The organism is Mesorhizobium sp. B2-1-3 (assembly GCF_006442495.1).
In the GTDB taxonomy this organism is placed as follows: Bacteria; Pseudomonadota; Alphaproteobacteria; order Rhizobiales; family Rhizobiaceae; genus Mesorhizobium.
The window spans coordinates 33,999-52,929 of record NZ_VFWL01000001.1 but is presented as its reverse complement, the minus strand read 5'-3'; the positions used below and the strand labels follow the sequence as shown (position 1 = coordinate 52,929).

At 65.4% G+C, this 18,931-nt stretch carries 15 protein-coding genes; 12 read left to right on the top strand and 3 right to left on the bottom strand.

Annotated features, from left to right (window positions below; all coding sequences use genetic code 11):
- Positions 1-15: 15 nt before the first annotated feature.
- The 12 genes from FJ973_RS00255 to FJ973_RS00200 all read left to right on the top strand — a co-directional run bounded on the left by FJ973_RS00255 (position 16) and on the right by FJ973_RS00200 (position 15,494).
- On the top strand, positions 16-417 hold the full coding sequence (locus FJ973_RS00255; RefSeq protein ID WP_027032585.1) for a PTS sugar transporter subunit IIA: 402 nt from the start codon (positions 16-18) through the stop codon (positions 415-417).
- Positions 414-710 (top strand): HPr family phosphocarrier protein, encoded by a 297-nt coding sequence (locus FJ973_RS00250; RefSeq protein ID WP_140491179.1) that lies wholly within the window; start codon positions 414-416, stop codon positions 708-710. Before FJ973_RS00255 ends, FJ973_RS00250 begins: the two co-directional genes overlap by 4 nt.
- Before the next feature lie 173 nt (positions 711-883).
- Entirely contained in the window at positions 884-2,284 is a 1,401-nt protein-coding gene (gene ahcY, locus FJ973_RS00245; RefSeq protein WP_140554562.1) for an adenosylhomocysteinase, read from the top strand.
- A 187-nt stretch (positions 2,285-2,471) separates the two neighbouring features.
- Positions 2,472-5,027, top strand: coding sequence for a PAS domain-containing sensor histidine kinase (locus tag FJ973_RS00240; protein ID WP_140554561.1), 2,556 nt, complete (start codon positions 2,472-2,474; stop codon positions 5,025-5,027).
- Positions 5,028-5,035: 8 nt separating this feature from the next.
- Positions 5,036-6,547: a tRNA (adenosine(37)-N6)-threonylcarbamoyltransferase complex ATPase subunit type 1 TsaE gene (gene tsaE, locus FJ973_RS00235; protein WP_140554560.1), complete on the top strand. Its 1,512-nt coding sequence runs from the start codon at positions 5,036-5,038 to the stop codon at positions 6,545-6,547.
- A complete protein-coding gene (locus tag FJ973_RS00230) occupies positions 6,544-7,308 on the top strand; it encodes a nucleotidyltransferase family protein (protein ID WP_281407016.1) in 765 nt (254 codons plus the stop codon). Before tsaE ends, FJ973_RS00230 begins: the two co-directional genes overlap by 4 nt.
- Positions 7,305-10,439, top strand: coding sequence for a double-strand break repair protein AddB (gene addB, locus FJ973_RS00225; RefSeq protein ID WP_140554559.1), 3,135 nt, complete (start codon positions 7,305-7,307; stop codon positions 10,437-10,439). The genes FJ973_RS00230 and addB overlap by 4 nt, the downstream gene beginning before the upstream one ends.
- Positions 10,436-13,957, top strand: a complete 3,522-nt coding sequence (addA, locus tag FJ973_RS00220; protein ID WP_140554558.1) for a double-strand break repair helicase AddA — start codon at positions 10,436-10,438, stop codon at positions 13,955-13,957. Before addB ends, addA begins: the two co-directional genes overlap by 4 nt.
- Positions 13,958-14,031: 74 nt before the next feature.
- Positions 14,032-14,355, top strand: a complete 324-nt coding sequence (gene trxA / locus FJ973_RS00215) for a thioredoxin (RefSeq protein WP_140491167.1) — start codon at positions 14,032-14,034, stop codon at positions 14,353-14,355.
- Between the two features lie 134 nt (positions 14,356-14,489).
- Positions 14,490-14,771: a cupin domain-containing protein gene (locus FJ973_RS00210; protein ID WP_140491165.1), complete on the top strand. Its 282-nt coding sequence runs from the start codon at positions 14,490-14,492 to the stop codon at positions 14,769-14,771.
- A gap of 64 nt (positions 14,772-14,835) precedes the next feature.
- Positions 14,836-15,084: a type II toxin-antitoxin system VapB family antitoxin gene (locus FJ973_RS00205; protein WP_140524091.1), complete on the top strand. Its 249-nt coding sequence runs from the start codon at positions 14,836-14,838 to the stop codon at positions 15,082-15,084.
- Positions 15,081-15,494: a type II toxin-antitoxin system VapC family toxin gene (locus tag FJ973_RS00200; RefSeq protein WP_140554557.1), complete on the top strand. Its 414-nt coding sequence runs from the start codon at positions 15,081-15,083 to the stop codon at positions 15,492-15,494. Before FJ973_RS00205 ends, FJ973_RS00200 begins: the two co-directional genes overlap by 4 nt.
- Positions 15,495-15,593: 99 nt before the next feature.
- Here FJ973_RS00200 and FJ973_RS00195 read toward each other — a convergent pair whose 3' ends face one another.
- The 3 genes from FJ973_RS00195 to trpA form a co-directional block, all read right to left on the bottom strand.
- On the bottom strand, positions 15,594-16,919 hold the full coding sequence (locus FJ973_RS00195; RefSeq protein ID WP_140554556.1) for a folylpolyglutamate synthase/dihydrofolate synthase family protein: 1,326 nt from the start codon (positions 16,917-16,919) through the stop codon (positions 15,594-15,596).
- A 62-nt stretch (positions 16,920-16,981) separates the two neighbouring features.
- A complete protein-coding gene (gene accD / locus FJ973_RS00190; RefSeq protein WP_140491161.1) occupies positions 16,982-17,908 on the bottom strand; it encodes an acetyl-CoA carboxylase, carboxyltransferase subunit beta in 927 nt (308 codons plus the stop codon).
- 181 nt (positions 17,909-18,089) lie between these two features.
- A complete protein-coding gene (trpA, locus tag FJ973_RS00185; RefSeq protein ID WP_140554555.1) occupies positions 18,090-18,929 on the bottom strand; it encodes a tryptophan synthase subunit alpha in 840 nt (279 codons plus the stop codon).
- Between the last annotated feature and the right edge of the window lie 2 nt (positions 18,930-18,931).

The following is an 18,931-nucleotide window of genomic DNA, read 5'->3' as shown; positions in this document are numbered from 1 at the left end:
GGGAGCCACCAAAGAATGATCGGACTCGTGCTTGTAACGCACGGTCAACTGGCCACCGAGTTCCGACATGCCGTGGAACATGTCGTCGGGCCACAAGACAATTTCGAAACCGTGGCGATCGGGGCTGACGACGATATGGAGCAGCGCCGGCGCGACATCGTCGATGCCGTTGCCCGTGTCGACACCGGGACGGGCGTGATCGTGTTGACCGACATGTTCGGCGGCACGCCTTCGAACCTTGCCATTTCCGTGATGGAGTCCGGCCGCACCGAAGTCATCGCCGGCATGAATTTGCCGATGCTGATCAAGCTATCCTCGATCCGCAAGGGCGACAACATGGCGGCGGCCCTCGACGAGGCGCAGGCGGCGGGGCGCAAATACATCAATGTCGCCAGCCAGCTCCTGAGCAGCAAATGAGCACGATGTCGTCGGAAAAGGACCAGATCGTCCGCGAATTTCCGATCGTCAATCAACGCGGCCTGCACGCGCGCGCCTCGGCCAAGTTCGTGCAGCTCGCCAGCGGCTACAACGCGTCGGTCCACGTCGAGAAGGACGGCGTCAAGGTCGGCGGCACCTCGATCATGGGCCTGATGATGCTGGCGGCAAGTCCGGGCTATTCGATTCGCGTCACCGCCAGCGGTCCCGAAGCGCTTGAGGTCATGAATGCGCTGGAGCAGCTGGTCGCGTCCCGCTTCGGCGAGGAATGCTGATCCCTTACCTTCGCATGGAAGACATGCAGGGATAAAGATTTCTTTATATCCCATTGTCGTCTTGACGCCGATCTGCTAGTCAGGCGGGCAATTCGCGCCCTTCGACGCGCCTGCCGGCGCGGGCGCATCCGCAAACAATTCAATAGCGTAACAATTCGCATCGGAGCACTGCCATGACGGGTAGCAAAGATTATGTGGTCGCCGACATCTCGCTTGCCGGCTGGGGCCGCAAGGAAATCGAGATCGCCGAAACCGAAATGCCGGGCCTGATGGCCTGCCGCGAGGAATTCGGCTCCAAGAAGCCGCTCAAGGGCGCGCGCATCACCGGCTCGCTGCACATGACCATCCAGACCGCGGTGTTGATCGAGACGCTGAAGGCGCTCGGCGCCGATATACGCTGGGCTTCCTGCAACATCTTCTCGACCCAGGACCATGCGGCCGCGGCCATCGCCGAGGCCGGCATCCCCATCTTCGCCGTCAAGGGCGAGACGCTTGAGCAGTACTGGGATTATACCGACAGGATTTTCCAGTGGGCCGACGGCGGCACCTCCAACATGATCCTCGATGATGGCGGCGACGCCACCATGTACATCCTGATCGGCGCGCGCGCCGAGGCCGGCGAGGACGTGCTGTCCAATCCGCATAGCGAGGAGGAGGAATATTTCTATGCCCAGGTCAAGAAGCGCATGAAGGCTTCGCCCGGCTTCTTCACCAAGCAGAAGGAAGCGATCCGGGGCGTCACCGAAGAGACGACCACCGGCGTCAACAGGCTCTACCAGCTGCAGAAGAAGGGCTTGTTGCCTTTCCCGGCCATCAATGTCAACGACTCCGTCACCAAGTCGAAATTCGACAATAAATATGGCTGTAAGGAATCGCTGGTCGACGGCATCCGCCGCGGCACCGACACCATGATGGCCGGCAAGGTCGCCGTCGTCTGCGGCTATGGCGACGTCGGCAAGGGCTCGTCCGCCTCGCTGAAGGGCGCCGGCGCCCGCGTCAAGGTCACCGAGGTCGATCCGATCTGCGCCCTGCAGGCGGCGATGGACGGCTTCGAGGTCGTCACGCTCGAAGATGCCGCACCCACCGCCGATATCGTCATCACCACCACCGGCAACAAGGATGTCGTCACCCTCGACCACATGCGTTCGATGAAGGACATGGTGATCGTCGGCAACATCGGTCACTTCGACAACGAGATCCAGGTGGCATCGCTGCGCAACCTGAAATGGACCAACGTCAAGCCTCAGGTCGACATGATCACCTTCCCCGATGGCAAGCGCATGATCTTGCTGTCGGAAGGCCGCCTGCTCAACCTCGGCAACGCCACCGGCCATCCGAGCTTCGTCATGTCGGCGTCCTTCACCAACCAGGTGCTGGCGCAGATCGAGCTGTTCACCAAGGGCGAGCAGTACCAGAACCAGGTCTACGTGCTGCCCAAGCATCTCGACGAGAAGGTCGCGCGCCTGCATCTCGACAAGCTCGGCGCTCGCCTGACCGAACTGTCGGGCGAACAGGCAGCCTATATCGGCGTGACCCCGCAGGGTCCGTTCAAGCCGGAACACTACCGCTATTAACCAAAGCTGAATTTACTACCAGATATTGACGCCGGGCGATTGACTTTTCGCCCGGCTTTATTTTTGCGCCGAATGATTCTTCACGCCGATTCCAGCAGGCGCTATTGTTGTGATTCGCGGTCCGGGGACGAGGACCGGCGTACGCATCAGGGCGGTCTTGCATTCAGGCGGCGAAGAGGACCAAGACATGCCGGGGGATAACCCGCTTTACGCGGGACGGGCCGTTTCCGGCGGCCATGACGATTCGAGGACTACCGGCACCGCCACGCGAGGCGGGCGCCCTTCATGGCGCGCGCGCGCCGGACTGTTCCTTGCCGGCTCCGCACTTGGCTGGCCTTTGGCCGGCACGGTGGCCCATGCCCAGGCTGCTGGTGCGGAGGCCGCCGGCCTATCGGTGAGCACGGTCGAGGTCGTGCAGCTTGCCGTCTTTGTCGGAGTGATGGGAGCGGCATTCCTGTCGGCGATCGTTCTGATCCGGGAGAGAGCGCGCACCTCGGCCGAAAATGTCGAGCTCAGGAGCCGCATCGCGGACATCAACGCGGCGCTGCGCCGTTCGGAGGCGCTGCTCAACTTGCGCGACCAGCGTGTCGTCGTCTGGGCCTCGGAGAACAAGAAACCCGAGCTCATCGGCACGCTGCCGGTCGAAAGCGGCGCGCCCGAGGAGCGGGCCGCCTTCCTTGCCTTCGGCCGCTGGCTGATGCCGCGCTCGGCTGCGGCACTCGAGCATGCCGTCGCGGGGCTGCGCGAAAGAGCCGTGTCCTTCGACCTCGTCATCGAAACGCAGACCGGCGCTCCGCTGGAAGTGCATGGCCGCAAGAGCGCGGCGCATGTGCTGGTGCGGTTCGTTTCCCTTTCCGAGACGCAACGCAGCCAGGCCCGGCTGAAGATCGAAAACCAGCGGCTGGCCGCCGATCATGATACGATGATCGGCCTGCTCGAGGCGCTGAAGATGCCGGCATGGCTGCGCGGCGAGGACGGCCGCCTGAGATGGGTGAACCGGGCCTATGCCGAAGCGGTCGAGGCCGAAAGCGCGGAGATGGCCGTCCGCGACGCCAAGGAATTCCTCGGCGGCCAGGCGCGCGACGCGATCGCTGCCCAGCACAAGTCGCACCCGGTCTTCGAACAGACGCTTTCCACGGTGATCGAAGGCGACCGCCGCGTTTTCGCGGTGACCGATTTCGCCGGCGCCGACGGTTCGGCGGGACTTGCCTGCGACACCAGTGCCATCGAAACCATCCGCAGCGAATATGAGCGCACCGTGCGCAGCCACGCCGACACGCTCGACCAGCTCAACACGGCGGTCGCGATCTTCGACACCGACGAGAAGCTGCGCTTCTTCAACCAGGCTTTCCAGAAGCTCTGGGGCCTCGATGCAGGCTTCCTGCACAGCGCGCCCGATAACGCTTTGCTGCTGGATCGGCTGCGCAGCGAGGGCAAGATCGCCGAGCAGCCGGAGTGGCGTCGCTGGAAGGAAGGCCTGCTCGGCGCCTACCGCGCGGTGGAATCGCAGGAGCATTGGTGGCACCTGCCCGACGGCAAGACCATCCGCGTCGTCGCCAACCCGCAGCCCAAGGGCGGCGTCACCTGGGTGTTCGAGAACCTGACCGAGAAGATGGACCTCGAAAGCCGCTACCGCACCGCGGTGCGGGTCCAGGGCGAAACACTCGACAACCTCGCCGAAGGCGTGGCGGTGTTCGGTCCCGACGGCAGGCTGCGCCTGTCGAACCCGGCATTTGCTACTTTGTGGGGCCTGGACGCCGAAACCGCCCGGCCCAATGTCCATGTTTCCGCAATCCGTGAGCTTTGCGACCTGCAAGCGATCGACAGCCCGTGGGGCAGCTTCGTCGCCGCCATCACCGGCTTCGACGACGAGCGCCGCGACCGCCACGGCCAGACCGAGCTCAACAACGGCACCGTGCTGCGCTACGCCGTGATCCCCCTGCCCAACGGGCAAGTGATGATGACCTTCGTCGACGTTACCGACAGCGTCCGTGTCGAACGCGCGCTCAAGGACAAGAACGAGGCGCTGGAGAAATCCGACCAGCTCAAGAACGAATTCGTCCAGCACGTGTCCTACGAACTGCGCTCGCCGCTGACCAACATCATCGGCTTCACCGAACTGCTGTCGCTGCCGGCCACCGGTCCGCTGACGCAGAAGCAGCGCGAATATGTCGAGCATGTCGGCTCGTCGTCCTCGGTGCTTTTGACCATCGTCAACGACATACTCGACCTGGCCACGGTCGATGCCGGCATCATGCAGCTCGACATTTCCGAGGTCCATGTCGACCGCACGATCGCCGCCGCCGCCGAGCTGGTTGCCGACCGGCTGGAAGAGCATTCAATCAGGCTCGAGGTCGATGCCGCCGCGGCGCCGAAGACCTTCCACGGTGACGAAATCCGCATTCGCCAGATCCTCTACAACCTGCTCAGCAACGCCGCCAACTACGCGCCGGAGGCCAGCGCCATCCGGCTCGCCTGCCGTCAGTTGGCGGACGGGGTGGAATTCTCGGTCCATGACGATGGACCCGGCATGCCGCCCGACGTGCTTGACTCGGTGTTCCGCCGCTTCGAGCCGCGCGCCAATGGCGGCCGCCGGCGCGGCGCCGGGCTCGGACTGTCGATCGTCAAGAGCTTCGTCGAGCTGCATGGCGGCAGCGTCCGCATCGAAACCGGCAAGGACAAGGGCACGACCGTCATCTGCACCTTTCCCGACATGCCGGGCATCCGCGCCGCGGCCGAGTAGCGCACTCGATGGCCGCATTGATGCTCGAGCGTTTACTCGCCGACGAAACACAGACAGCGCGGCTGGGTGAGGATCTGGCGCTGGCGTTGCGCGCCGGCGACGTCCTGGCGCTGAAGGGCGATCTCGGCGCGGGCAAATCGACGCTGGCGCGGGCGCTGATCAGGGCCTTGGCCGACGATGCCGGTCTCGACGTGCCGAGTCCTACCTTCACCCTTGTGCAAAGCTACGATACGCGCATCCCGGTCCATCATTTCGACCTCTACCGCCTGTCCTCGGCAGCCGAGCTCGATGAACTGGGCTTCGACGAGGCGTTGGCGCAAGGCGCGGCCCTTGTCGAATGGCCGGAACGGGCCGAGGGTTATTTGCCTGGGACCGCCGTGTTGATCGAACTCGTCCAGCATGGCGATGGCCGATTGGCGAGACTGTCCGGGCAAGGCGCTGCCTACGATCGGGTGGCGCGGTCGCTCGCCATGCGTGATTTCCTCGAAGGCGCTGGATGGGGCGAGGCCAGCCGCCGCCATTTCATCGGCGATGCCTCTGCCCGCTCCTACGAAATTGTCTCGCTTCCAGGCCACGCCGCGAGGGTGCTGATGAACTCGCCGCGGCTGGTGCTAGGCCCGCCGGTGCGCGACGGCAAGCCCTATGGCGTCATCGCCCACACCGCCCAGTCGGTGTCAGCCTTCGCCGCCATCGACCGCGCGCTGCTCGCCGCCGGGGTCAGCGTTCCCGAAATCCATGCGCAGGATCTCGACCAGGGATTCCTGCTGCTCGAACATCTGGGCTCCGAAGGTTTCCTGGACGGGCATGGCAGGCCGGTCGCCGGGCGCTATGAGGCGGCGGCCGAACTGCTCGCCATGATGCATAGCAAGACCTGGCCCCACCGGATGGAGGCCGCGCCCGGCCTGTTTCACGATGTGCCGCCCTTCGACCGCGACGCCATGCTGATCGAGGCGGACCTGCTGGTCGATTGGTACGTGCCGATGCTGACGGGCGCTCCGGCGGGCGATGCCTTGCGCGTCGGCTACCACAAGGAGTGGAACGCGGTTCTCGACCGCCTCGCTGACAGCCAATACACGTTGATGCTGCGTGACTTTCATTCGCCGAACATCATCTGGCGCGCTGAGCGCTCCGGCCATGACCGGCTCGGTATCGTCGATATCCAGGACGCGTTGATCGGCCCCGCCGCTTACGACGTGGCCTCGCTGGCCATGGACGCGCGCGTCACCATCCCGCCAGGCATCGAGAAACGCACGCTCGATGCCTATGTCGCCGCCCGCCACGCGGCCGGCCCATTTGACGAGGCGGCATTCCTCGAGGCCTATGCGATCATGGCGGCGCAGCGCAATTCCAAGATCCTCGGCATCTTCGTCCGGCTCGAAAAACGCGACGGCAAGCCCTATTATCTGAAGCACTTGCCGCGTATCCGCGACTATCTGCGCCGGGCGCTGTCTCATCCTGCCTTGGCCGGCCTTCGCGAGTTCTATACCGCTCACGGTCTGCTGGAGGAGCAAACGCCGTGACATCGATACCGGACGCAGCGAGCGTGCCCAAAACTGCGATCGTGCCCAAAACTGCGATAGTGCTTGCCGCAGGGCTCGGCAAGCGCATGCGGCCGATCACCGACACGATCCCCAAGCCGCTGGTCAGGATCGCCGGCAAGACGCTGCTCGACTGGGGCCTCGACAGTCTCGCCGCGGCCGGCATCGGCAGGGCCGTCGTCAACGTGCACTATCTTCCCGAACAGATCGTCGCCCATCTCGGCGCGCGCCATGCGCCGCGGATCGTCATTTCGGACGAGAGCGAGCGGTTGCTCGATTCCGCCGGCGGCATCGTCAAGGCGCTGCCGGAGCTCGGCCAACAGCCCTTCTACATCCTCAACGCCGACACCTTCTGGATCGACCAAGGAACGCCCAATCTCAACCGTCTCGCCCTTGCATGGGACGCCGCGAAAATGGATATTCTGCTGATGCTGGCGGATCTCCATCAGGCGACCGGACACTGCGGCAGCACCGATTTCCTGGTGGCGCCGGACGGCACCCTGCGGCGTTCCAAGGGCGATCCGGCGGGCCTGATCTATGCCGGGGCGGCGATCGTCCATCCGCGCATCTTCAAGGGTGCCCTGCCGGAACCTCATTCGCTTAACGCCTACTTCGACAAGGCGATCGCCGCCGGCCGGCTGTCCGGCATGCCGATGCATGGCCATTGGATCACCGTCGGCACGCCTGACGCTATTGCCAGCGCGGAAGCGGCGGTCGCCGACGCGCTAGCCGAGTTGCAATGAGCGGCCCGGGCCGCGTTTTCTCCATTCCGCCCGGTGCGCCGTTTCTGCCGACGCTTGCCGAGGCGCTGCTGGCCGGGCGTCTTGTTCCGGGCTTTCGCTTCGATGGCGACCCGCTCGCTTTGGCCGATGTCATCATCTATGTGCCGACGCGCCGCGCCGCGCGCGCCTTGCGTGGCGTCTTCGTCGACAGCCTGTCGGCGAGGGGCGGCGGCGGTTCGGCGATTCTGCCAGTCATCCGGCCGCTCGGCGAGTTCGATGAGGACGAGGCCGCGTTCGAGACGGAAGCGTCGGCCGCCATCGACCTCGCGCCGCCGATCGCGGCAACCGAACGCCTGTTGCTGCTGGCGCCGCTGGTGCGTGCCTGGAAACGCCGGCTGCCGGCGCATGTGGCGGCGCTTTTCGACGAGGAGATCGTCATTCCGGCCTCCGCCGCCGATGCGATCTGGCTGGCGCGCGATCTCGCCCGGCTTATGGATGAGATCGAGACGGAAGGCACGGACTGGACGCGGCTCGCCGATCTGGTGAGCGGCAATCTCGCGGGATGGTGGCAGGTCACGCTCGATTTCCTCGGCATCGTCACCGAAGCCTGGCCGAAATTCCTTGGGGAACGGAACCTCTCCAACCCGGCCGCGCATCGCAGCGCCCTGATCCGGCTGGAAGCGGCGCGGCTGCGGCGCAATCCGCCCGCCGGGCCGGTTATCGCCGCCGGTTCCACCGGCTCCATCCCCGCCACGGCAGAGCTGCTGGCCGCAATCGCCCGCTTGGCGGGAGGAGCCATCGTGCTGCCAGGCCTCGACCGGACGATGGATGAGCCGTCTTTCCAGGCCATCACGGCGCCGGGCGCACGTCCGGCCGTGCTCGGCCATCCGCAATACGGCCTCGCCAAGCTGATCGGCACCATCGGTGTGCTGCGCGGCGATGTCGAGGAGATCGGCGCGGCCGGACATGAACTCGCGCTTCGCGCCGCCCTCGTCGGCGAAGCGCTGCGGCCGGCCGAGACCACCGAATTGTGGGCCGAGACGCGCAGCGGCTTTTCCCCCTCCGACATCGAGCAGGCGTTCTCCGGCGTGAGCCTGCTGGAAGCGGCCAGCGAACGCGATGAAGCCGTGGCGATCGCCGTTGCGCTCAAGCGCGCCGTCGAGCAGCCCGGCCAAAGGGCGGCTCTCGTTACCGGCGACCGGGCGCTGGCGCGCCGCGTCTCGGTCGAACTCGCCCGCTTCGGCGTCGTCGCCGACGATTCCGGCGGTGTGCCGCTTTCCAACACGCCCGCCGCCGGCCTGCTTGGGCTGGCGTTGCAGGCGGTGTTCCGCCCCGGTGACCCCGTCGGCCTGCTGTCGTTGCTCAAGCATCCCCTGCTTGCCCTTGGCCTGGACCGAACGAGCGTTCGCCATGCGGCGGAACTGATCGAGCTGGTGGCGCTGCGCGGCGGCACCGGCCGCCCCGACATCGCGTCGCTGCCGGACCTGTTCGAAGCCCGCCTGGTTGACCTCGGCGCCGACAGCAGGCGGCCTTTCTGGTTTGCCCGGCTGACCGTGCGCGCCATCGAAGGCGCGCGGAATTTGCTCGGACGTCTCAACGAAGCGCTGGCGCCGCTTGCCGCCTTTCGCGGCCAGGCCGACGCCGGTCTTGTCGCGCTGGTCGGGGCCAGCGTCGTGGTGTTGGAAAATCTCGGCCGTGCGGCCGATGGCGGTCTTGGCGCGCTCTATGCCGGCGATGCCGGCGAGAAACTGGCCGAGCTGTTGCGCGGACTGGTCGCGGCGCCCGTGCCGCTGTCGTTTGCCGCCGACGAATGGCCAGATGTCATGGCGGCGCTGATCGCGCCCGAGACGGTCAAGCCGGCGCAAGGCACAGACAGGAACGTTGCCATCTGGGGGGCGCTGGAAGCCCGCTTGCAGAATGTCGACACGTTGGTCATCGGCGGCATGAACGAAGGCGTGTGGCCGCGCAAACCCGAAAGCGACCGCTTCATGTCGCGGCTGATGAAGACCGGCATCGACCTGGAGCCGCCCGAACGGCGCATTGGGCTTGCCGCGCATGATTTCCAGATGGCCATGGGGGCGGCGAAGGTGGTGCTGTCGCGCTCCGCACGCGCCGGTGACGCGCCCGCCGTGCCCTCGCGCTGGCTGCAGCGCATTCTCACTTATATCGGCAAGGACCAGGCAGCCAGGCTTGCCGAACGCGGCGACGAGCTCATCGCCTGGGCGCGCGCGCTCGATACCGGCCCGCGGCGGGATTTCGCGCCGCGCCCGCAGCCGAAGCCGCCGGTCGCGCTGCGTCCAACCCATTTCTCGGTCACCGAGATCGAGACGCTGCGTCGCGATCCCTACGCCGTCTATGCCAGGCGCATCCTCGGCCTGCTGCCGCTCGACCCGGTCATCCGCGACCCGGGTGCGGCCGAGCGCGGCACGCTGTTCCACGCCATCCTGCATCTGTTCTCGGGCAGCGTGGCCGATCCGCGTGCTCCCGATGCGCTGGCCGGCCTGCTCGCCGCCGGCCGAACCTGCTTCGCCGAGGCAGCACTTCCCGCCGATGTCGAGGCGGTCTGGTGGCCGCGTTTCGAAAAGCTCGCCGCCAGCATCATCGAATGGGAACGCGGCCGCGCCGGGGCCGTGGCCCGGCGCCACGCCGAGGCGCGAGCGGCCAAGACCGTGGTCGGCCAATCCGGGATCACCCTGTCGGGCTATGCCGACCGGGTCGATCTTCTCCATGGCGGCATGGCCGACATATTGGACTACAAGACCGGCTCCTCGCCTTCCAAGGCGCAGGCGCACACGCTGCTGTCGCCGCAACTGGCCCTGGAGGGCGCGTTGCTCAGGCGCGGCGCTTTCCAGGAACTCGGCGCGCGCGAGCCCTCGCAATTGGCTTTTGTCAGGCTGAAGCCGAATGGCGAGGTTTTCGAGGAATCGATCCTCGAATACAACCGGCAGCCACGCACCGCCACGGACCTCGCCGAGGAGGCCTGGGCGCGGCTGGAGAAATTGCTCATCCACTATGCCGATCCGGCGGCCGGCTATCTGTCGCGGGCACTGCCGTTCCGCGAAGGCGAGACCGACGGCAACTACGACCATCTCGCCCGCGTGCTCGAATGGTCGGCGGGCGGCGATGCGGATGACGAGGGAGGGGAGGCATGAAGAAAGCCTATCCCATCCCCGGCGAAACCGCCTCCAGGCAGGCCAGCGCCTCGGATCCGAGGAATTCCGCCTGGGTGTCGGCCAATGCCGGGTCCGGCAAGACCCATGTGCTGGCCCAGCGCGTCATCCGCCTCCTGCTTCGCGGCACCGATCCGTCGAAGATACTGTGCCTGACCTATACGCGTGCCGCCGCCGCCAACATGTCGAACCGGGTGTTCTCGACCCTGTCGGAATGGACCGCGCTCGGCGATGCCGAACTGGCGGTGAGGGTCGAGGCGCTCGATGGCCGCCGGCCCGACCGCGAAACCATGCGCCGCGCCCGCCGCCTGTTTGCCGAGGCGCTGGAAACGCCCGGCGGCCTGAAGATCCAGACCATTCATGCCTTCTGCGAATCGGTGCTGCACCAGTTCCCGCTGGAAGCCAACATCCCCGCGCATTTCGAGATGCTCGACCCGCAGATGGAGGCATCGTTGTTCGCCGCCGCGCGCCGTGAAATGATTTCGGGCAGCGCGGCGGATCGGCCGAACCTCGCCGAAGCTTTCGCCGCCGTGCTCGAGCGCGGTGGCGAGGCCGGGCTCGACGCTTTGCTGGGTGAGATCGTCCGCAAGCGCGACGAACTGGGCGCCTTCATCGGTGAAATCGATCGAGGCGGCCCGAACTTCCAGACGCTGTTCGACGAATTCCAATTCCGCCCCGGCCAGACCGCCGAAGGCATAGCGACCGCCATCTGGCCGCTGCCCGGCTTCCTGCCGGATTATTTTGCCGGCTTCGCCCAGGCGGCGGAGGCCGCCGACGCCAGGACGGTGCTCAACAACATCTTGCCTCATGCGCGCCTGGCTTTCGCGGAAACCGACCCCGTGCGCCGCCTGCAGCTGCTTTCGCGGGCTTTCCTGAAGGCCGACGGCGACGTCTACGATCCAGCCAATGCATTCAAAAAGGCGCTGCTCGACCGGCTGCCGGACCTGGCGGAGCGCTATCTCTCGGCGACCACCGCAATCGTCGAGGCGGTCGACCGGCTCGCCCTGTTCCGAATGCTGGAGGGCACGCGCGCCGCGCTGACGCTGGCCGACTGGCTGGTCGCCCGCTACGAGCAGTTGAAGCGTGGCCGCGGGTTCCTCGACTTCAACGACCTGATCACCCGCACCGTCAGTCTCCTGGCCAGGCCCGATGCCGGCCCGTGGGTGCAATACAAGCTCGACCAGGGCATCGACCACATCCTGCTCGACGAGGCGCAGGACACCAGCCCCGACCAGTGGGAGGTGGTGAAGCGGCTGGCCGAGGAATTCTTCGCCGGCATCGGCGCCCGCGACACCGCGCATCGGACGATCTTCGCTGTCGGTGACGAAAAACAGTCGATCTATTCCTTCCAGGGAGCGGCGCCGGATTCCTTCGCCGACAGCAGGCTCCTGTTCGCAAGCAAGGTGCGCGACGCCGATGCGCCCTTCGCCGATCTGAAGCTCACCTGGTCGTTCCGCTCGACCGACGATGTTCTGGCCGCTGTCGACCGTGTCTTCGCCGATCCGGTCGTGCGGCGCGGCATCAGCCATGACCCCGACCCGCTGAGCCACAAGGCGATACGCACCGATGCACCGGGCTATGTCGAGGTCTGGCCATCCATCGGCGCCGATGTCGTCGACGAGCCGGACGACTGGACCCAGGCAGTCGACCATGCCCGCGCGCCGGCGGTTCGGGTTGCCGAAAACGTCGCCGCCACCATTGCCGGCTGGATCGGCAATGGCGAGGTCATCGAAGGCCGCGGCAAGAGGCTGCGCCCTGGCGACGTGCTGGTGCTGGTGCGCAAGCGCGATCGCTTCGTTCATGCACTGACGCGTGCCCTGAAACGTCGTGACATCCCGGTCGCCGGCGCGGACCGGTTGAGCCTGCCCGGCCACATCGCGGTCAAGGACCTGATCGCGCTCGGCCATTTCCTGATCCAGCCGCAGGACGATCTGTCGCTCGCCGCCGTGCTGCGGAGCCCGATCTTCGATCTGTCGGAAGAGATGCTTTTCACACTGGCCGCGCAAAGACCATCCGGCCTGTCGCTGGCCGAGTCCCTGCGCCAGCATGCCAGCCAAAGCGAAGCGCTCGCGGCGGTCGCCGCTCAACTCGACATCTGGGCCAACGAGGCCGTCTTCAAGCCGGTGTTCGAATTCTATGCCGGCCTGCTGGCACGCGGTGGCGTGCGCCGCAAGATGGTTGCGCGGCTCGGGCCGGAAGCCGGGGACATTCTCGACGAATTCCTGAGTTTCTGCCTTGCCGAGGAGCGGACCGGCTTGCCCGGGCTGGAAGCCTTCCTGTCGACGCTGGAGAGCGCCGGCCCAGAAATCAAGCGCGAGATGGACCAGACCCGCGACGAGGTCCGCGTCATGACCGTGCATGCAGCCAAGGGGCTCGAGGCGCCTGTCGTCTTCCTGGTCGATGGCGGTTCGGCTCCGTTCAGCGATCAGCACCTGCCGCGCCTGATGCCGTTCGAGGGTTCCGGGCTGAACTGGAGCGGCAAGGGCTTTCTCTGGCGTTCGGCCAGCGACGTCGCCAACGCCATTTCGAAGGCTGCCGCGGCAAGGGCGCGCGATCTCGCCGATGACGAGTATCGGCGGCTGCTCTATGTCGGCATGACCCGGGCCGAGGACAGGCTGATCGTCTGCGGTTATCACGGCAAGCGCGCGCCGAACACCGGCACCTGGCATTCGCTCGTCAGCCGTGCCCTGGTCGGGGCGCCGGAGAGTGCCGAGTATCCGCATCCGGCCGGCGGCGGCGTCTCAGTGCATCGCTTCCAGGTGACCGGATTGCCGCCGTTTGCACCGGTCGCCGAGAGCGAAGCCAGGCAGACGCGGGACTTCGGGCCGCCGCCCGAAATCTTGTTCAAGCCGCTGCCGCCATACGAGGACCTGCCGCGCCCGCTGTCGCCATCCGGAGCCTCCGCCCTGATCGACGAGGGCAAGGAAAGCGTCATCGACACCGGCTCGCCAGTGCTGGATGGCGACGCCGAACCCGGCTTCGCCGTCATGCGAGGCCTGGCGCTGCACAAACTGCTGCAGATGCTGCCCGGCGTGGCGCAAGACGAACGCCAGGGCGCAGCCGAACGCTATCTCGCCCGCGCCGGCGCGCAATGGCCGGCCGGCGAGTGCGAAAAGGCGGTCGCCTCGGTGATGGCGATCCTTGCCGATCCGCGTTTCGCGCCGCTTTTCGGACCCTCTTCGCGCGCCGAAGTGGCGGTCATGGGCAGCCTCGACGTCAAGGGCACGAAACGCTCGATTTCCGGCAAGATCGACAGGTTGGCGGTGACGCCGGACCGCGTATCCATCATCGATTACAAGACCAATCGGCCGGCGCCCGCCTCGCTGGGCGAGGTTCCGCCCGCCTATCTGCTGCAGCTCGCGCTCTATCGCGCCTTGCTGCGGCCGCTCTATCCCGGCCGCGAAGTCACGGCGGCCTTGCTGTTCACGGAGGCGCCGCGGCTGATCGAACTGCCGGCTCGGGCCATGGATGACGCTCTTGCCCGACTCACGCGAGCGTGACACAAGAACTGCTTGAAGAAGGGCGCGGCAACCACCACATTTGGTGCGACGAAAAATTTCGAAAGGATTTCCGCATGGCTACCGTCAAGGTCGACAAGAACAATTTCCAGACCGCTGTGCTCGACGCCAAGGAGCCGGTCGTGGTGGATTTCTGGGCGGAATGGTGCGGTCCCTGCAAGATGATCGCGCCGGCGCTGGAAGACATCGCCAATGAGCTCGGCAGCAAGGTGAAGATCGCCAAGCTCAACATCGACGAGAATCCCGAACTGGCAGCGGAATTCGGCGTGCGCTCGATCCCGACGCTGATGATCTTCAAGGGCGGCGAAAGAGCCGATGTGAAGGTTGGCGCCGCGCCCAAGACCGCGCTGTCGCACTGGATCAACGGCAATCTCGCCTGATCAATCCGAAATTCCTGACATCAAGCCCGGCCGATCGCGCCGGGCTTTTTGTTGGCGTCATTGGTCCTCCGCTCTGGCCCTGACGTCGGGGGCCTCCATGTCTTCTGCTGGCAGCAGATGTAGGGAGAGGAAAAATGACCGGATCCGCCAAGGCCACCGTCTTCATCGACAATGAGCGCGTCATCGTCACGGAATACCGCTTTCAGCCGGGCGACAACACCGGCTGGCACCGCCATGGCCACGACTATGTTGTCGTGCCGCTGATGGACGGCAAGGTAAAGCTTCTGACCAAGGACGGCGAATCCTTCGCCGAAATGAAGAAAGGCGCGCCCTATTTCCGCAGGGAAGGCGTCGAGCACGACGTCATCAGCGCCAATGACGGCGAATATGCCTTCATTGAGATCGAGCTGAAATAGCGGCGTTCGCCTCGAATACCGCAGCGGAAATCGGTACATATGTCTTCCAACAACGGAGTTTGAGATGGCCGAACCTCAGCTCTCGGTCCGTAGCGCAAAAGCACGCGACCTGGCTCATAGACTTGCTCGTCGCGAAAATCGCTCGATAGCAGATGTCGTCGAGCGAGCGCTTGAATCGTACGAGATCCGTGAGGCGGGACGCGAGCCCGCCACCACCTTCTACGCCCGCCTCACGGCCAGTTGTGGCGTCGATATCGATCTGAAGGAAATCATCCGCGACGGCCGCCTGGTTCATGCTGGACCCGAGCTTTGATTTTCGTCGACACCGATGTGATTTCAGAGACACTCAAGAAGGCACCGGACGAAGCCGTTCTGGCCTGGCTTGTCCGCAACGATGCTGAATTGGCCCTTCCCACGGTGACGATTGCTGAAATCGCTTTCGGCATTCACAAAATCCGACCTGATGAGCGTGCGGATCGCCTGGAGCAGGGGCTTTCTCAATGGCGCCGTCGCTTCGCCGGCCGGATTTTTGGGCTGACGGAAGAGGCTGCGCTGGTTTACGGGGAGATCATGGGAACCGCCAGCCGCCTGGGCCGTGGAATGTCGGCTCCCGATGGCATGATCGCCGCGATCGTGCGTGTAAATGGTGGTCGGCTGGCGATGCGCAACCTCAACGACTTTGCCACCGCCAACCTCGACCTGATCTCACCGTGGGATTTCTAGCGTTGAAACGGATTCACGCGAAGCGTCTTGCCATGACGGTTTCCCAAGCCGAGATCGTTTTCCGGCGGCATGTAGGATAGATTTCCGATTATCGCCATGTCACGTCGGCGGCGTGCCGTTCTCCGCCAACACCGCTCCAGCCAGATAGAGCGAACCGCCGATCAGGATGCGCGGCGGCGGGCCGTCCCAGGTGTCGCGCAGCAACATCAGCGCGCTGGCGACGGAACTCACCGGCTCGGCCGTCAGCCCGGCCTCGGTGGCACGGGCCGCCAGTTCGTCGTTCGGCACGCTGGCGTCGCTCAGGCTCACCGGCACCGTATAGACGTGCCGGGCGAGGCCATTGAAGGCGCGGAAATAGCCGCTCTGGTCCTTGGTGTTGATCATGCCGGAGATGAGAAAAAGCGGCCTGGGGTTCTTCTCTTCCTGTTCGGCCAGCGCCTCGGCGACGACCACGCCGGCGCCCGGATTGTGGCCGCCGTCGAGCCAGATGTCGGCGCCCTTGGGCGCCAGTTCCGTCAGCCTGCCTTGCGACAGCTTCTGCATCCGCCCCGGCCAGGCGACAGTGGTCATCGCCTTCTCGGCGGCACGGTGGCTGATCTCGAAGCCGGCTGCCTTGACGGCGGCGATCGCGGCGGCCGCGTTGGCGAACTGGTGGCGCCCGGGCAGCCGCGGCGGCGGCAGATCCATCAAGCCATCATCGTCCTGATAGACCATGCGGCCGTTCTCCTCGAAGGCGAGGAAATCCTGTCCATAGACCAGGGTCGGGCAGCCGAGCCGCTCGGCGGTTTCGATCAGCACCTGCTGCGCCGCCTCGGTTTCCTGCGCGCCGATGACCACCGGGCAGCCGCGCTTGATGATGCCGGCCTTCTCGGCGGCGATCAGTTCGACGCGGTCGCCGAGATAGGCTTCGTGGTCCATCGACACCGGCATGATCACCGAGACAGCCGGCCTGGCGATGACATTGGTGGCGTCGAAGCGGCCGCCGAGGCCGACCTCGACGATGGCGGCATCGGCCGGATGCTCCGAAAACAGGATGAAGGTGACGGCGGTGAGGATCTCGAAAACGGTGATCTTCTCGCCGCCATTGGCCTTGGCGACGCGGGCGATGGCCTCGGCGAAGATATCGTCCTCGACCAGCCTGCCGCCGCCATCGGCCGCCAGCCGGTAGCGCTCGTGCCAGCTGACCAGATGCGGCGAGGTGTGCACGTGCACGAGCCGGCCGGACGCTTCCAGAAGCGCCCGCGAGAAGGCGGCGCAAGAGCCCTTGCCGTTGGTGCCGGCGATATGGATCACCGGCGGCAGCAAGTCCTGAGGATTGCCCAGCCGCTCCAGCAGCCGTGAAATGCGGTCGAGCGAAAGATCGAAGCCTTTCGGGTGAAGCGCCATCAGCGCTTCGATTTCACGGTCGGCGGCAAGCGTGGTCATGTAAGAGTCCTAAGCGCGCGATGGATCGCGCGCAATCGCGGTTCGCGGCAAAGAGTGTCGCGTCAGGCCTGCGGCCGTGCTTCCGTCGCGACCACCGCCGGCGGCAGGATTTCCGGCTCCAGGGGCTTGTGCTCTTCCGGCATCTTGAGCAGCATCTTCAAGAGCCGCGCGATGGTCCGGCGCATCTCCAGTCGCGACACCACCATGTCGACCATGCCGTGCTCCATCAGATATTCGGAGCGCTGGAAGCCGTCCGGCAGTTTTTCCCGGATGGTCTGCTCGATGACGCGCGGTCCGGCGAAGCCGATCAGCGCGCCTGGCTCGGCGATGTGCACGTCGCCCAGCATGGCGTAGGAGGCAGTGACGCCGCCGGTGGTGGGATTGGTCAGCACGACGATGTAGGGAAGGCCGGCTTCCTTCAGCCGGTCGACGCCGACCGTGGTGCGCGGCAATTGCATCAGCGACAGGATGCCTTCCTGCATGCGCGCGCCGCCGGAAGCGGCAAACAGGATCAGCGGCCGCTTGCGCTGCACGGCCACCTCGAAGGCATGAACGATGGCGTCGCCCGCGGCCATGCCGAGCGAACCGCCCATGAAGGCAAAATCCTGAACCGTCACCACCACCGGCAGGCCTTCTACGGTGCCCAGCGCGTTGACGATGGCATCTTCCAGGCCGGTCTTGGCCTTGGCGTCCTTCAACCGGTCGGTGTAGCGCTTCTCGTCGCGGAATTTCAGCGGGTCCAGCATGACCTTGGGATTTTCGAGCTGTTCGTACTTGCCGTCGTCGAGGAAGTATTTCAGCCGCTCCTTGGCCGAGATCTTCATGTGATGGCCCGAAGACGGGATGACGAACTGGTTGGATTCCAGATCCTTGTGGAACACCATCTCCCCGGTCTCGGGATCCTTGATCCACAGGTTCTCGGGCATGTCGGTGCGCCGGCCGAGCATCGAATTGATCTTCGGGCGAACGTAGTTGGTGATCCAGTTCATCGCTTCGGCTCCTGTCCTGACGAAGAGTTAGAGCAATTCCAGGAAAAGTGTGAACCGGTTTTCCGTCCGGAATTGCGATAAAACAAAAAGATAGAGCGGTTCGGCGTTTCCGTGAAACGGCAAACCGATCCAGCGCATGCCGCCCGGGATGGCGACGTGCACAAAATCTGAGGTAGGAAAACTATTCGGCGGCAGCAAGGCGGGCCGAGCGCACGCCCTGCGCGAGGCCGCTGACAAGCGTGGCGACGGCCTCGGCCGGGTCGGCGGTCTTTTCACCCTTCGGCCCCAGCACATTGGCGACCGCATTGACGATCGCGGTGCCGACGACGACACCGTCGGCATTGGCGCCGATGACGCGCGCCTGTTCGGCGGTCTTGACGCCGAAGCCGACGCAGACCGGCAGATCGGTATGGCCCTTGATGCGCTTGACCGCCGCAGCCACCTTGCCGGTGTCGGCCAGCGCGGAACCGGTGATGCCGGTCATCGACACGTAATAGACGAAGCCGGACGTGTTCTGCAGCACCTTGGGCAGGCGCTTGTCGTCGGTGGTCGGTGTCGCCAGCCGGATGAAGTTAATGCCGGCTTTCAGCGCCGGGATGCACAGTTCCTCGTCCATCTCAGGCGGCAGGTCGACGACGATCAGCCCGTCTATGCCGCTGGCCAGTGCGTCCTTGAGAAAGCGGTCGACGCCGTAGATGTAGATGGGATTGTAGTAGCCCATCAAAACGATCGGCGTCTCATTGTCGCCGGTGCGGAAGTCAGCCGCCATCTTGAGCGTCTTGACCAGCGTCTGGCCGCCTCTAAGCGCCCGCAAGCCCGCGGCCTGGATCGCCGGGCCATCGGCCATCGGATCGGAGAACGGCATGCCGAGTTCGATGATGTCCGCGCCGGCCATTGGCAGCGCCTTCATGATCGACAGCGAGGTCTGATAGTCCGGGTCGCCGCCCATGAAATAGGTGACGAGCGCCGGGCGGCCTTCGTTCTTGAGCTTTGCCATGCGGCGATCGATGCGGGTCACCATGA